Origin of the sequence: Flavobacterium flavipigmentatum (genome assembly GCF_020911905.1) — a bacterium.
GTDB lineage: Bacteria > Bacteroidota > Bacteroidia > Flavobacteriales > Flavobacteriaceae > Flavobacterium > Flavobacterium flavipigmentatum.
Window position 1 is genome coordinate 737,872 of record NZ_CP087133.1, and the last position, 14,870, is coordinate 752,741.

General features: G+C 34.2%; 11 protein-coding genes. 2 read left to right on the forward strand and 9 right to left on the reverse strand.

Features of this window, described 5'->3' with window-relative positions; genetic code table 11:
- Positions 1-524: 524 nt before the first annotated feature.
- The 9 genes from LNP22_RS03565 to LNP22_RS03605 all read right to left on the reverse strand — a co-directional run bounded on the left by LNP22_RS03565 (position 525) and on the right by LNP22_RS03605 (position 10,046).
- The gene (locus LNP22_RS03565) at positions 525-1,196 is read right to left on the reverse strand and encodes a hypothetical protein (RefSeq protein ID WP_229975366.1); all 672 of its coding nucleotides are present in this window, start codon (positions 1,194-1,196) and stop codon (positions 525-527) included.
- Complete coding sequence (locus LNP22_RS03570) at positions 1,156-1,785, reverse strand: hypothetical protein (RefSeq protein WP_229975367.1); 630 nt, start codon at positions 1,783-1,785, stop codon at positions 1,156-1,158. The genes LNP22_RS03565 and LNP22_RS03570 overlap by 41 nt, the downstream gene beginning before the upstream one ends.
- Before the next feature lie 2 nt (positions 1,786-1,787).
- A complete protein-coding gene (locus LNP22_RS03575; protein ID WP_229975368.1) occupies positions 1,788-3,944 on the reverse strand; it encodes a sensor histidine kinase in 2,157 nt (718 codons plus the stop codon).
- The gene (locus LNP22_RS03580) at positions 3,922-5,025 is read right to left on the reverse strand and encodes a DNA cytosine methyltransferase (RefSeq protein WP_229975369.1); all 1,104 of its coding nucleotides are present in this window, start codon (positions 5,023-5,025) and stop codon (positions 3,922-3,924) included. Before LNP22_RS03580 ends, LNP22_RS03575 begins: the two co-directional genes overlap by 23 nt.
- A gap of 354 nt (positions 5,026-5,379) precedes the next feature.
- Positions 5,380-5,553, reverse strand: a complete 174-nt coding sequence (locus tag LNP22_RS03585; protein ID WP_229975370.1) for a hypothetical protein — start codon at positions 5,551-5,553, stop codon at positions 5,380-5,382.
- Between the two features lie 744 nt (positions 5,554-6,297).
- Positions 6,298-6,630 (reverse strand): YegP family protein, encoded by a 333-nt coding sequence (locus LNP22_RS03590; RefSeq protein WP_229975371.1) that lies wholly within the window; start codon positions 6,628-6,630, stop codon positions 6,298-6,300.
- Between the two features lie 597 nt (positions 6,631-7,227).
- Positions 7,228-8,175 (reverse strand): lipid A deacylase LpxR family protein, encoded by a 948-nt coding sequence (locus LNP22_RS03595; protein WP_229975372.1) that lies wholly within the window; start codon positions 8,173-8,175, stop codon positions 7,228-7,230.
- Complete coding sequence (gene mtgA / locus LNP22_RS03600) at positions 8,176-8,934, reverse strand: monofunctional biosynthetic peptidoglycan transglycosylase (RefSeq protein WP_210666147.1); 759 nt, start codon at positions 8,932-8,934, stop codon at positions 8,176-8,178.
- The gene (locus LNP22_RS03605) at positions 8,934-10,046 is read right to left on the reverse strand and encodes an NAD(P)/FAD-dependent oxidoreductase (RefSeq protein WP_229975373.1); all 1,113 of its coding nucleotides are present in this window, start codon (positions 10,044-10,046) and stop codon (positions 8,934-8,936) included. The genes mtgA and LNP22_RS03605 overlap by 1 nt, the downstream gene beginning before the upstream one ends.
- 266 nt (positions 10,047-10,312) lie before the next feature.
- On the opposite strand from LNP22_RS03605, the gene LNP22_RS03610 reads away from it, so the two are divergent.
- Together LNP22_RS03610 and LNP22_RS03615 are read left to right on the forward strand one after the other, a co-directional pair.
- Entirely contained in the window at positions 10,313-12,214 is a 1,902-nt protein-coding gene (locus LNP22_RS03610; protein ID WP_229975374.1) for a S9 family peptidase, read from the forward strand.
- 208 nt (positions 12,215-12,422) lie between these two features.
- Positions 12,423-14,864, forward strand: a complete 2,442-nt coding sequence (locus LNP22_RS03615) for an ATP-binding protein (RefSeq protein ID WP_229975375.1) — start codon at positions 12,423-12,425, stop codon at positions 14,862-14,864.
- Positions 14,865-14,870 lie beyond the last annotated feature (6 nt).

The window sequence follows — 14,870 nt, forward strand, 5'->3', positions numbered from 1 at the left end:
CTTCCCTCTTAATTACTGTATTATTTTCATTAAATGAAACTTACCGTTACTCGCCTCAATAGTACTGTATGTTTGAACCGTCTATATACCCAATTGGATATTCAAAAAAAATATCTAGACCTAAAAAGTCAATTATTTTTTAGACAGTCCAAAATCAAAAAAAATATTTTAGAGGAAAATTGGGTTCCATTTTTTGCTTTAATCAATTGTTTATCCGTACCTATTGGGCTTAGACACTCCTGTATTTGCTCTATTGAATTGTTTCATAAATACTAGTAAAAACTATGAATTAATTAAGTAGTGTGAGTGCATAACCTCATTTTGGAGAATAATTTATTTTTTCATTGGTGTTTGGGTCCATTACGAGATATTTATCATTAAAAGAAAGATATGAAGCTAAAACTAACATCAAAACAAATGCTCATGCTACTTAATAAAGTAGGTGTACCAAAAGGGAAGATAATATCAACTACTGGGGCAGTATTGAATTCAATTTATCAAAACACAGAAGGTAATTTATCAAACTAGACTTCAAAATCTAATCTCGTTAATAATTTATTAGCATCCTCGCCAATTATAACCATACAATCTCTATTTCTTATTAATGCCATTGCATCTAAGATATCAGCTCCGTTTGCAAGTTCTATAATTTTAGCATCAGTAAAAGCAATCATTTCATCGTAAAGGACTTGAACTGATTTTGTTGTCAAAAAGAAATTTTTTAAGGCATGTAATTCACATTCGATAAACAAGTCTTCATAAGCCTCAACAAGAGGAACCTCGGAAACATCTGTATACCCTATGAAACATTTACAATCATGACTTACTAGAACTTTTCCTAAACTTCTACCAATATGGCAAGCAGTCGAATAAAAAAACGAGTTTGAAAAAAGATTTGCATTGTTCTCTTTTACATAGTAATCTACTGCTCTTAAAGAAAGTCCATCATCCGTGCCATGAGACAAACCAACAAATACAAATGGATTTTGATTAAATGTTGGTATTAAATTATTGATATTAGTTTCTAAACAGTTATTTCCATCAACTCCTGTTATAGATATACTTTCATCATTTTTTAACTCATCAAGATGTAAGTAACTTCGGTTGAAATAATCTCCTATTTGATAATCAATATTATCATAAGCTATAATAGTATTAATCATTGTCTCTAAGTGGTTGACGGCTAAAAATTTCAATAGCTAATTTTAACAAACTTCTTTCAAATTCAATTCCTACTTCACTCTCTTCTCTTATACTTTGCATAACCTCATTCATTGTAAAAGAAACACCTTCTTTATTTTTTATTAAAGGTTTATTCCTTGCATCATCGGGATGTTTCATTATCCATTCTTCAATCACACAGTCAATTCTTAAACTTAAGCTAAGAATTGCTTCGTCTACTAAGTTTAATATTGTAGTATAATCCGATGTAAAACTTTCGAACTTGAATAAATCTTTATTAATTAGCATCTTCAATTCATCATCATCGAGCTCTGTAATTTTGCTAACAGTTATTAGTATAATGTAAACTAATGAAGTTTTCTCCCTAATTTTTTCAAACACCCTTATTCCCGAGATATCTTTAGCTTCTTTAAAATTTTTATCTAACAAGACAATCATTTTACAGCCTAAATTTTTCAATACATAATCCAATCCATCCTGTGAATGCGTGAATAAAAGTACATTCTCCTCACCATGCTTAACTTTCAACATAACCATAATTGGCGATATCTCAGATATATCATCATGTATGACAATAACTTTTGTGCTCATTAAATTATTCATAACTAATTTTTGTTAAATGGGATTGTAATTTTAAAAGTTGCTCCAGTTGGTTTAAATTCATTTTCAACTAATTCAATACTCCCTCCAAATGCTTTTACCTGATTTTCAACTATATAAAGTCCTATTCCTGCTCCTCCTTGTTCCGCAGTTCTTGTATTGTATAAACCAAATATCCACTCTTTATCACTTTCGTTGATTCCAATTCCATTATCAGAAAAATAAATTACATATTTATCGCTATTAAGGAATCCAGAACATTTTATAATTTTATCTTCTGTATTTTTAAGAGCTTTAATGGAGTTTGAAACTAAATTTTGGAATATATCTTGAAAAGCTTTTTTATTTGTATCAATGATAAAGTCATCTTTTATATCAATTTCTAACTTGATACTATCATTTTTGAAAACAGTTTCATAAGTATTTTTGAGTAAGTCATCTATTAGAATTTTTATATCAAATTCTTCATAGCTTTTATCTGCACTAGCATAGCTCAACATAAAATCTGTTACACTAAGCAACGTATTCATTTCATCATAAATTAAGATAGCATACTGAAAAAAATACTTGTCATATTGAGGATTAGGAAAATTTAATTTAAAAAATTCTCCTAAATGTTTAACCTTTGCAATAGATGTGCGAACAGCATGCGAAATTAGTGATGCATATTCTTGCATTGAAACAACACTATAAAGAATCTTTTCTTTTCTTTCTACTTCTTTTTGATATTTCTTTTGTTCATCAATTCCTTTACTAATAGTAACGTGAAGCTTTTTAGCTTGGTCCTTTAATAAATTTAGATTAGCTTTAAACTCAGGATTTAGTTCCTTATCAATGCTTTTTTCTATTTTTTCTATTTCTCTTTCAAAAGACTTAACATCCTGACCAGCAACTAGAAGCTCTTTTTCGACAGTAGTTTTCTTTCCAACTCTTTCAAATTCTTTTAATTCTTCAAATACCTTCAGTTGAGAAATAATAAATTCCTTTATAGATTCATACTCTTCGGTATAAATAAAATCTTGTCTATTAGTTGCATCAATTATTTTGGGATTATTTTCTTTAGTAATATCTAAGACCCCTATCACTTCTTTTGTTCCAACCTTGTTAAAAGCCGCTGACCATCTGCGCTTATCAATTCCTAAAACATCTCTTTTTTTATCAGAGTTTTGCTGAAATTCTGCAAAAGGCGTAGCAATAATACCATCTCTGTAAATTTTTATTCCATCTATTCTAGTCTCATCATTTTTATAAGCTGAATTATATCTTTTCTTTGCGTTCTCATTGAAATAATATATTTTCATCTTAACAGGCCCGAAATTTTGAATATCTATCCATTCGGAATTAATTTCTCCTGTTTTAGAATTAAAAATTAAAGTCTCTTGTTTATTATTTTCTAAGTCAAAATCTATTTCTGCTCGATGAGAATAAAATTTTATAGGGTCAGGCTTAACTAATTTATTAGCAAAGCTTTTATACTCATTAGAATTTATTCTAATATCAAAAGGTGGATTTACAGGATAAAAAGGAGAAACAAGTTTTGATAATTCTTTATAAAGTCTTTCAATATCATTTTCAGTCCATAAATCACTTACTTTTGATATAATTAATTCCGTCCCACTTTCTTCTAAATCTCCATCTTCATAAAAATATTTATTCTCAATTTCAGTAAATAATGACAACTGTTGTGTGACTTTTGAACTATCAGATAAGGCTTCATATTCATCCCAATCAATTTTCACATTAAGCCAATCATTTTCACTATTTTGTTTAGTTCTAATCAATAATTTTTCGCCTAATTTATCAACTGCAAAACGACCAATCCCTTTTTCGCCAACAAATTTTCGATTAAAAGGCTGGTCGGAATAAAGACTCGTTCTTTTACTATTTGTTCCAACAACCATCCATTTATCCCTTATATCAATAAAAGACATACCTATTCCATTATCTTTTATGATGATTTTCTTTTCTGAATTTTTAGAGCCAACATCTACAAAGTCGACTAGAACTTCCGTTGCATTTGCATCATAACAGTTTTTTACTAACTCAAAAACAGCAGTAACTCTATCAGTTATTAACTCTCTTCCTAATAAACGAAAAGTATTAACATCAAATCTCCAACGAAGACTAGTATCTATATCTTTAATGTTGTTCTTTTTTCCCAATTTCTTTAATATGATTTTTAATACTTTGTGCAACTGCTATCCCTAATCCTACAGGAACTGCATTGCCTATTTGTCTTGCTATCGTTGGACTAGAGAATTCAGAATTTGGGTCAATGAAGTTATAATCTTCAGGAAAACTTTGAATCAATGCAGCCTCTCTTAAACTAATTGCTCTATCTTGAACAGGGTGACCAAATCGACCATTACTCAAACCTGTACAATATGTGGTCATTGTTGGAGCAACATCATTCCATTTCATTCTTCCATAAACACTTTTGAAATTTTTTCCAGAATCTTTTTTATGACATTCTAACCATAAACTTTCATCCCAGTCCTTCCATGAACCTCCTTCTGGTGTTGCTCGAATTCTTTGCTTGTTTAAACTATTTAGTTTCTTTGCATGATGCAAAGGGTCGTCTGAGTGAGTTTCGCCATCAGCAATGCTTGGTAAGTGCCCAATCGCATCTTGCACTGTCTTATATTTTTTGTCTTTTATAGTTGGTTCGATTAACTTGATTTTTTCTCCTAATTTGGTTCCAAATAAAATCAACCTTTTTCTTCTTTGCGCAACTCCATAATCTTGAGCATTTACAACGCTCCAAGAGACTAAATAGCCTTTTGATTCTAACCTACTTATAAAATCTTTAAAAACCTTTCCACCATCAAATGTCACCACTAATGGCACATTTTCCATAGAAATTATTTCAGGCTCAGTTTCATCTATCAAATTTGAAAATGAATATAATAACTTCCATTTATCTTCTGGTCTGTTCTCAATATTAGAACTGTTTCGATTATATATTGAGAAAGGCTGGCAGGGAGCACATCCAACCAATATTTTTTTCTTCCCTTTGCCATATAGAGATAATAATTCAGAAGGTGAAAAATCCTTAATATCTCTATGTAGAAATTTGGCATTGTTATTATTTTCAAAAGCAAATTCACAAGAGTTGTCAAAATCAATTCCAGCTTTTACACTAAATTTTTCTTTCACAAAACCATGTGATAATCCGCCAATTCCGCAAAATAAGTCTACAACTTCAAAATTTTTGTAAGTTAATTTATTTGTATTCTCTTTCATTAAATTTAAAGGTCAGTTTATGCAAATCTACAATTTTTATATATTTTAATTTTTTAAAACCAAATTTCTTATATAAAATATTTTCACATACAATTAATTTAAACGGAGAATTAGAAAAACTGAAAGTATTTAGAAATTCCTAAGTGCAGTTATTAAGTGGAAAAATGCGTAATAATGCTACTTTTTGCAAATATTAAAAATCATAACATATTGATTTTTAATGTAAAAATTCAACACCATTACTACTGGCAGGCAAGAGGTGACCGGTTCGAATCCGGTATTCTCCACAACAAAAAAACCCTTGTAAATCTTTTTTACAAGGGTTTTGTATTTTTATACAGCTTCAAAAAATGTTTATCGCTCGCTCACGTTATCAAAATCGGGCTCATTTTCCTCTGCTTTCTTAAAATCATTATTCAATAAATCGGTCAGTTTCTTTTTTTCGCTCTGATTCTTTTTTGTTATCAATACGATCAAAACAATTAAAACCGCCACTACAATTCCGATAATTACCCAGTTGATTTCCATAACTTTAATTTTAATTTAAAAGTAAAAATTTTATCCCTCCGCCACATTATCTTAAAGTTAAACTTCACACAGCTTTGTTATAAACCAACCATCATTTGGTCTATGCTTTACAATAATCAGGAGCAGAAGATTTGTTTTCAGTAGCACCAATTGTCCCGCTGTTGGCTTTATCTTTTTCTGTCTAAAAAAGCCAGAAAAAGGATGCCGCCGCCATCGGGGCTAAGCGAGACATTTTGTTTTTTAGCGGTACTTTTTAGTTGGAAAGAAAAGCAGCTTTCTTCAACAAATCAAAAAAATACCCGAGCTAAAATGACAGTTTTTGAGTCTTTATTACAGCTGCATTTTGAGTTTTTCTCACTCTTTTTCGCCACCGCTTTCTAGAACTAAGCAACAATTCACAATTCAAGCATTCATAAAAAAGAAATGAATTATAAAAATCATTTAAAACATTGATTAACAAAACACAACAGTAATTTTGCAGTAGCACAGAACAATCCATGATATAAATTAAGTAAATAACAAAATTACCTATGCTATAATTTATTCAATACTAAAAGCCTCATTTATCCAAATTTTAAGTTATGGATGACCAAAAAATACATCAATAAAAATCTTCTTCTCATAAACACAAATACATTCAATTTGTGTCTTATGCTGATCTCTTTTTTTAGCAGTCTGATCTTTTATAACCAAAAAAAAGCGCTCCAAAAGGAACGCTTTCTCTATGTTATATTTCGACAAAACTTATACCGTTTGATCGTCTATTGTAGCATCAGGAGCATTTGTTTTTACAGATGCAATACCATTGTCTCGGGCAGCGGTACTTTCGTACATTTCGCTGTTGCCAATGATCTGGCCGTTGGCTGCTTTTAAGTTAAAATAAGGTTTCCCGTTAGAAGATTCTCTTTTGTCGAATCTTTCATCAATTTGCGAGTTGGTTTTTACAGATTCTATTCCGTTTAAGCAAGCAGCTTTGGTCGTATACCCTTCACTGGCAAGGATAGTTTGCCCATTGCCTGCCTTTAAATTAAATTGAAACTCGCCGTTTGCTCTTGTAGTAATTGCAAATTTGCCCATACTGTTCTGGTTTTTAGTTAAGAAATAATTTTAATAATCGTATGTCATAAAAATACAAAACTTAGAAATACAAAATTTAAGGTTAACCATAATTTATTCTAGAGATAAGGATTTGACTATCTCTGAGTCGCCACTCGCAAAACCAAAATAGACGATCAATAGGGTCTCAACACCCATCGATGGGGTTGTTTACTCCTCGGTTGGGGTTCCAGACGTCAAATTTGGGGTTCCGAACCCCAACGATGGGGTTCCAGACGTCAAAATTGGGGTTACCTAGCCCCAAATTTGGGGTTCCGAACCGCAACAATGGGGTTCAGGACGTCAAATTTGGGGTTAGAGACCACAACGATGGGGTTCCAGACGTCAAAATTGGGGTTACCTGGCCCCAAATTTGGGGTTCCGAACCGTAACGATGGGGTTCAGGACGTCAAATTTGGGGTTAGAGACCCCAACGATGGGGTTCCGAACCTCAACGACGGGGTTCGGAACCTCAAACTTTAGGTTCCAGACCTAAAAATTTAGGTTCCAAACCTAAAAAGCGATACTTTTTATTAGAATAGAAAAAAAACCAACAACGAAGAAGCTACAAAAAGTAATTTATTTGAGCAGATAAGACACACGTATCGAACCGTAAAAATATCCCGTATTACCTTCTTTCTTCAGTTCCTTGCCTCGGTACATAAAAATATAAGCGAGATTCAAATTGTCGTGACGGTACTTTAAGCCCGCCTCGGCATTAAAACGAAATGGTTTCAGGTCGAACGTCACAGGGCTCGTGTCATTGAACAAACTGCCCTGAATTGTGGCATCGTATATTTGGTAATTAAAAGAAGGGTTGGCGTAAAAATAAAACTCCCGCACCTGAGATTGAGGCGTTGCACTTACCGCGGCATCATAGAGATTAGAGTCGTAAACAGCTCGTAATTTCTTAAAACCAAACCGAGCGAGAAAACCTGTTGATGCACCCGTTAAGACAGTTCCTAAATTGGCCTCGGACACCCAATGAAAATCGACAAAATCGTGTTGCTTACTGGTAAACATCTTTTTTGAAAACACAGCATGAGCCTGCAACGCGAGCGCATTATGAATCTGATTTTCCCAGCCATAGACTTTTTTATAACCAATAATTTTATGAAAACTCTCCTGCAACTCTTTGCCAAAAGCATTGGGCCCAACATAACCCAACTGAAAATCGGTTTTGAGCACCGACTCATTTTGGTAAAAAAAGCTTCTACCCGCTTCGGCAAAAAGGTAGCCCGCAAAAGGCCTGTCGTTTATGGTAACGGCGGCTTCATTAATAAATCTCGGATTGTAAAGATATTGCCCAACTCTAAATTCGGTAATTTTTTTATTGATTTTTTGGTTGTCGTTCTTTGACAAATAGCGATAAAAAAGCTCTAGACCATTGGTATAATACATGTCATTCTTAGACGACGTATAGAGATCATTATCAGTAATAAAACCAATTTCTGCTGTCCTCGCCTGCCCAAAACTTACCAACGAACTCAAAAGTAAGAAGGCAAAAAGTACTTTTTTGACGCTCATTTAATAATTAATTTTGCCAATAACACGCATCTCACGCACAATTCGCTCTTTTCTCCTGTTGATGTAACTCGAAGAACCCGTGGCCTTAAACTTCCTCGGATTGGGTAATATTGCGGCAATTCCGGCAGCTTGCATTTTGGTTAAATTTGCAGCATCACGGCGGTACCAATGTTCGGTAGCGGCATAGGCGCCGTATACGCCATCGCCCATTTCGATACTGTTCAAGTACACCTCCATGATGCGTTCTTTGCCCCAAATAAGTTCGATAAGCACCGTAAAATAAGCTTCTAAACCTTTTCTAAAATAACTTTTGCCCTGCCATAAAAACACATTTTTGGCAGTTTGTTGCGAGATCGTGCTTCCACCGCGAATGCGACGTCCACGTTCGTTGCTCTTGTATGCTTTTTGCAATGCGTTAAAATCGAAGCCGTTGTGCGTCAAAAATGTAGCATCTTCGCTGGCGATCACGGCTTTTTGCAAGTTCATAGAAATTTTATCCAAAGGTTCCCAATCGTGATCAAAATACACTTCCTTGCCGTCCATTTTATTTTCGATGGCTCGAATGACCATCAAAGGGGTAAAAGGTACAGGTACAAACTTGAAAAATATTACAGAACCAATAGACACGCCAAGAAACCACAAAAAAGCTTTAATCAAAAACCATTTTATTTTTTCTCCTGTCGTTTTTTTAGCTGTCGTTTTTCTGCCTTTATTAACTGGCGGTTTTGCCTTATTTATTTTTCTTACTTTAACTCCCATTATATTAAATCTGCTAATTCTGTTCCTATTAAACCGCCTATCGCAACGCCCATCCCACCCAAACGCACTCCACAAAATACATTTTCAGACAGTTGCTCTACGATCGGATTTTTACTATTTCCAATTCCCATGATGCCGCTCCAACGATGAGCAATTTTAAAATCTTGGTTTGGTAAAATTACATTTTTAAGTAAATCTTCCAATTTATTTTGTACAATTTTGGTTTGTCCAAATTCGGTGGTAGTTTCGGCTTCAAAATCAAGGTTTCGGCCTCCGCCGAATAATATGCGATCGCCAATATTCCTAAAATAATAATAACCGCGGTCTAAATGAAAAGTCCCTTTGATATCCAGATTCGGAATCGGTTCTGTAATTACTACCTGAGCCCTGGCAGGCTGCACAGCACCATGAGTCAACGCATTAGCAAAACCATTGGTTGCAAAAAGTATTTTTTGAGAATTGAAACTAAAATCACCCAAGACAACTTCAACGTGATTTCCTGCGTCTGCATAAGAGGTAACCGTTTGCTGATTGAGGATTAGAATATCGGCTGCGATAGCTTGTTTTAGCAATTCCTGCATCGTATTTCCGGTATCGATTTGCGCTTCAAAAGGATTAAAAATTAAATAGTCCTCAACGTTTTGAAAGCCAAACCGATCTACTTCTTTAGTAAAAACATTTGCCTTAAAAAGCGGCTGAAGCAACTCGTTGATAAAAGGCAATTTTGCAACACATTCGTTAAAAGTATTTTCGTCATCTTTTAGGAAAAGTTCGTAACCACCGTGAGGTCTGAAATCTATGGCGGCATCACCCAATTTTTTACGGAGTAATTGCAAGCCTTGCCAACGTTTTGCGATGAGTTGAATTACTTCTTCTTCGGAATGTGTTTTGAGGTCATCAATGATTTCAGAAAGGCTTCCGAAGCACGCAAAACCTGCATTTTTGGTACTGGCACCTTGCGGCAACATTCCTTTTTCGAGCACAAGAATTTTTGCGGTCGGAAATCTTTCGCGCAAGCGCAAAGCGGCATGCAAACCCACGATACCGCTACCGAAAATGGTATAATCGATGTTGGTAAACCAGTTTTTAAGTTCCCAATAACTTAACTCCATTTGTTAATTTTTTATAAAAATACTGATTTTTTGCTTCAACCTATACGTAATGTAAGTGGATTTAAATGTTTTTTCCTGCCACAGATTAACAAGTTTAACATAGATTGTTTTGATAAAATATTTAGATACTTTTTTTTAAAATCTTTTCAAACCTATTAATCAGCAGCAACCTTTTACAATTTATTTTAGAGAATCGAAAGCTTACAAACACAGAGTTGATTAAATATATTTTGTACTTTTAGCATCAAGAAAAATAGAATTTTATTATGAAAAAAGTATTATTTACAACCTTAATAATGATGAGTTTAAACGCTATCGGACAAAATGTGATGTCGCCAGAGTTGTTATGGAAACTAGGAAGAGTGACCCCGCTTGGGCTTTCGAAAGATGCAAAAAATGTAGTTTTTAAAGTTTCGACTCCTTCTATCGAGGAAAACAAATCGCAGTCAAAATTGTATATTTTGCCTGTAAATGGCGGAAATGCAACTGAAATAAAAGATACCAAAGATGTTTTGGCAGACAAAAACATATCGCCTGACGGAAAATTTTTAGTGTACAATGAAGAGGTAAAACTAGAGAAAGTTTTAGGTAAAGATTTCTACCCGAACTTGGACAAATCTGATGCTCAGATTTATGATGGTTTGGATTATCGCCATTGGGATACGTGGAATGAGGGAAAATTTAATCATGTTTTTTACAAAGAAAACAAAGAAGGTGCTGCCGGAATTGACATTCTAAAAGGCGAAAACTTTGATTCTCCACAGAAACCTTTTGGCGGAGACGAAGATTATATTTGGTCTCCTGACGGAAAAAGCATTTTGTATGTGTGCAAGAAAAAAGCGGGAACGCAATACGCTATTTCTACCAATACCAATATTTATGAGTACAATTTAGAGACTCAAAAAACGATCAACAGAACCGAAGATAATTTGGGTTATGATACGGCTCCACAATTTTCTCCGACAGGAAACCTAACCTGGTTGCAAATGAAACGCGACGGTTATGAGTCGGATAAAAACGATATTATTGTTGATTTTAAAGGAATCAAAACCAATTTAACAGCAAACTGGGACGGAACTGTAGATAATTTTATCTGGAGTAAAGATGGTAAAAACGTTTATTTTGTAGCACCAGTTGATGGTACCAAACAACTTTTTGTCGTTAATTTTCCGGGGTTGACCCGAATCGCTATTCAAGTTCGCCAAATAACAGAAGGTGATTTTGATGTGAATGATCTGATTGGCTTTGCTGGAGATGATATTCTTGCAACACGCTCAGACATGAATCATGCATCAGAGATTTTTTCTTTTAATTTAAAGAAAAATACTTGGAAACAATTGTCTAACATCAATACAGAAACCTATAAAACATTAGCGTTAAGCAAAACCGAAAAACGTTTTGTAACGACTACTGACGGCAAAAAAATGTTGGTTTGGGTAATTCTTCCTCCTAATTTTGATGCGACCAAAAAATATCCAACTTTATTATTTTGCCAAGGCGGACCACAATCTCCTTTGACACAATCGTACTCTTTCCGTTGGAATTTTCAGTTAATGGCTGCCAAAGGATATATTGTGGTAGCGCCAAATCGTCGCGGAATGCCAGGACATGGTGTAGAGTGGAACGAACAAATAAGTAAAGACTGGGGCGGGCAAGTAATGGACGATTACCTTTCTGCGATTGATGATGTTGCCAAAGAAAACTACGTTGACAAAAGTCGTTTGGGCTGTGTAGGTGCGAGCTACGGAGGTTATTCTGTGTTTTATCTGGCCGGAATTCATAAAAACCGTTTTAAGACTTTTATCGCACACGATGGCGTTTTTAATACCGTAAGTATGTTAGGAACTACAGAAGAAGTTTTCTTTAACAACTGGGACTTTGGCGGTGCTTATTGGGAAAAAGACAATGCTGTGGCACAAAAAACATACACTACTTTTAACCCTGCAACCATGGTAGAACACTGGAACAAACCTATTTTGATTTTTCAGGGAGGAAAAGATTTCCGTGTACCAATTGGGCAGGGGCAAGAAGCTTTTCAGGCTGCACAACTAAGAGGACTTAAAAGCAGATTGGTGTATTTTCCTGAGGAAAATCACTGGGTTTTACATCCTCAAAATGCTCAGGTTTGGCAAGGCGAATTTTTTAAATGGTTAGCCGAAACGCTTTAATCAAATAAATAAACAACACTAATAATAGCCATCGATTTTTAAAGAATGACCAAGTTTACTCTTTAATAATCGGTGGCTATTTTGTAACACTAAATTTTAATTATGTAAAATTCTGAAAAGATTCTATAAATTTAGAGTAGAAAATTTTAAATAAATTGCACGAATTTAAAACCAAAAACACAAACCCAAATTTCTGCGATTACAGCCTATGGAAATCAAAAAAAGCTACATGCCGGTAAAAGTTCTGTTCAGTTATGTTGCACTCGTTGCATTAGTGGTTACTGTGGGATGGTTTTTATACTCTGAAAACGCCGTTTATAACAAACTCGAAGACAAAATTGCACTTGAAAAGACGAAGATTTTAAGAGTGAGCAAACTTTTTTCGAATGTATACAAAACAGAAAGTCTGGCACGAAAAACGATTCAAACTAACTCTGAGAACGATTTTAAAAATTATGTGATCGAAAATGATTCGCTTCGTTTGCGAATCGACACCTTAAAAACGATTGTAAAAACACAATATCAAAAAGCGCTTTTGGATAGCGTTACTTATTTATTGTCTGAAAAGACCAAAAATATTCAGCAACTAAAAACGATCAAAAACAAAGCCGACGACGAAGTTTCGGTCAATAATGCGATTGATGAAATTAGTAAAATGGAGGTTAAACTTCGGAAATTAGAAATTCAGGATTTTACAAAAAACCCCGACCAACTCGGGAGCTATCAGCGCAATGTTTTGCAGCAATATGTAGATTACCTCAATCAGAATATTCCCGACGACAGCACCAACACACTGAGCAAACAAGCTTCGGATTCGATTTTGGCCAATTCGAAAAAACTTTTGAGTACCGTAAAAATCAAAGCCGAAAAGAAAAAAGAATCGCTCAATTTTGAAGAAAACAAACTGCTGAAAAACGAAATAGCCATCTCGGAACAGCTCCGAAAAGTGCTTCGTATTATCGAACGAGAAATCATCATCAATTCGATAAAAAACAATTCATTAAAAGAAAAATCATTAAAAAAGATCAACGATATTGTTACAATTTCAGCCATTATTGGCTTATTGCTTACTGTATTTTTCTCGATTTTGATTGTGAGTGATTATTCGAAATCGCAAGTTTATAAAAAACAGCTCGAAATAGCGAATTTTAAAACCAAAAACCTCCTCAAAAGCAGAGAACAACTAATCTCGACCGTAAGTCATGATTTAAAAACACCTTTGAGTACAATTGTAGGTTATACAGAACTTCTGGGCAATTCTGATGTGAATAACAAGCAGTCTTATTTTATCAAAAACATAAAAAACTCGTCTGAATACATCACACAACTCGTTCAGGATTTACTGGATTTTTCGCAAATCGAAGCCGGAAAAATCACGATAGAAAAAGTGCCTTTTGTACTGCCAGAAATTATGGAAGAAGTAGCCAGAAGCATTCAGAGCGTTTACAAAAACAAAAACATTGAACTCAGCATTACTTTTGACGAAAAACTAAACAAAAAAATCGTTGGAGATCCTTTTAGGCTCAAACAGGTTTTGAGCAATATTATTGGAAACGCTTATAAATTTACCGAAGAAGGTTTTATAAAAATCAATGCTGACGTTGTTTATGGCGAACGTTTTTTTGAAATCACCATTGAAGATTCCGGAATAGGAATTGAAAAAGCGAACCAAAAATTGGTTTTCGAAGAATTTGCACAAGCCAATGAAGGCATAGAAAAGAAGTATGGCGGAACCGGATTGGGATTGTCTATTTGCCAAAAAATCATCACTATTCTTGGAGGAAAATTACATTTGGAAAGTACTTTTGGCAAAGGAAGCACTTTTGAAATTACACTTCCATTATTGTTTGACACTAGCGTGAATACGGTAGAAAAAGCTATAAAAACTGGCACTAAAAACACTAGAAAACTCACTTTTGTCGTGGTAGATGACGACATCAATTTGCTGAATTTAACCAGTGGCGTTTTAAGACAGGAAAAACACACTGTTTTTTCTTTTGACCGTGCAGCCAAAGCATTAGAAGCTATAAAACTGACTCCGTTTGATTTTATTATTACCGACATACAAATGCCGGAAATGGATGGTTTTTCGTTTATCGAACAGTTGAAAAAAAGCATTACCACAACGTATCAAAACCAACCTATTATTTCCTTGACAGGTCGAACAGATTTGGATTTATCTGTGTATGCTGCGGCTGGATTTACCACGGTAATCAAAAAACCTTACTCGCCAAAAGTATTACTAAAAACCATTGAAAACATCCTGAACAACGACATCATCAACACAGTTGAAATTGAAGAAAAGAAAGAAAAAAAGACTAACAAACTATATTCTTTAATTACTTTGAAAGAGTTTTTAGGAAACGATCCCGAGGCGTTGAAAGAAGTTATCTCTTCGCTTATAGACAGCAGCAAAGAAAACATGCTGCATTTGAGCAAAGCTATTAGTGAGGAAAACGGCACTGAGATAAAATCGATAGCGCACCGAATAACGCCAATGTTTAGGCAAATTGAAGCTCAGGAAATAAGTAAAATCTTGAAAAAACTAGAGCAAAATACTTTTGAAAATCCTGACTTAAAAATTATTTTCGAAGACTTAAAAACTAAAATCGACATGCTTTTTGTGGCTTTACGTGAAGAAATCATGTAATCGAAA

Bases quoted from the DNA above. Each gene is read 5' to 3' on its own strand.
- LNP22_RS03610 (WP_229975374.1), top strand. From the start codon at position 10,313: ATGAAAAAAGTATTATTTACAACCTTAATAATGATGAGTTTAAACGCT.
- LNP22_RS03595 (WP_229975372.1), bottom strand. From the start codon at position 8,175: ATGAGCGTCAAAAAAGTACTTTTTGCCTTCTTACTTTTGAGTTCGTTG.
- LNP22_RS03605 (WP_229975373.1), bottom strand. From the start codon at position 10,046: ATGGAGTTAAGTTATTGGGAACTTAAAAACTGGTTTACCAACATCGAT.
- LNP22_RS03580 (WP_229975369.1), bottom strand. From the start codon at position 5,025: ATGAAAGAGAATACAAATAAATTAACTTACAAAAATTTTGAAGTTGTA.
- LNP22_RS03585 (WP_229975370.1), bottom strand. From the start codon at position 5,553: ATGGAAATCAACTGGGTAATTATCGGAATTGTAGTGGCGGTTTTAATT.
- mtgA (WP_210666147.1), bottom strand. From the start codon at position 8,934: ATGGGAGTTAAAGTAAGAAAAATAAATAAGGCAAAACCGCCAGTTAAT.
- LNP22_RS03615 (WP_229975375.1), top strand. From the start codon at position 12,423: ATGGAAATCAAAAAAAGCTACATGCCGGTAAAAGTTCTGTTCAGTTAT.
- LNP22_RS03590 (WP_229975371.1), bottom strand. From the start codon at position 6,630: ATGGGCAAATTTGCAATTACTACAAGAGCAAACGGCGAGTTTCAATTT.
- LNP22_RS03570 (WP_229975367.1), bottom strand. From the start codon at position 1,785: ATGAATAATTTAATGAGCACAAAAGTTATTGTCATACATGATGATATA.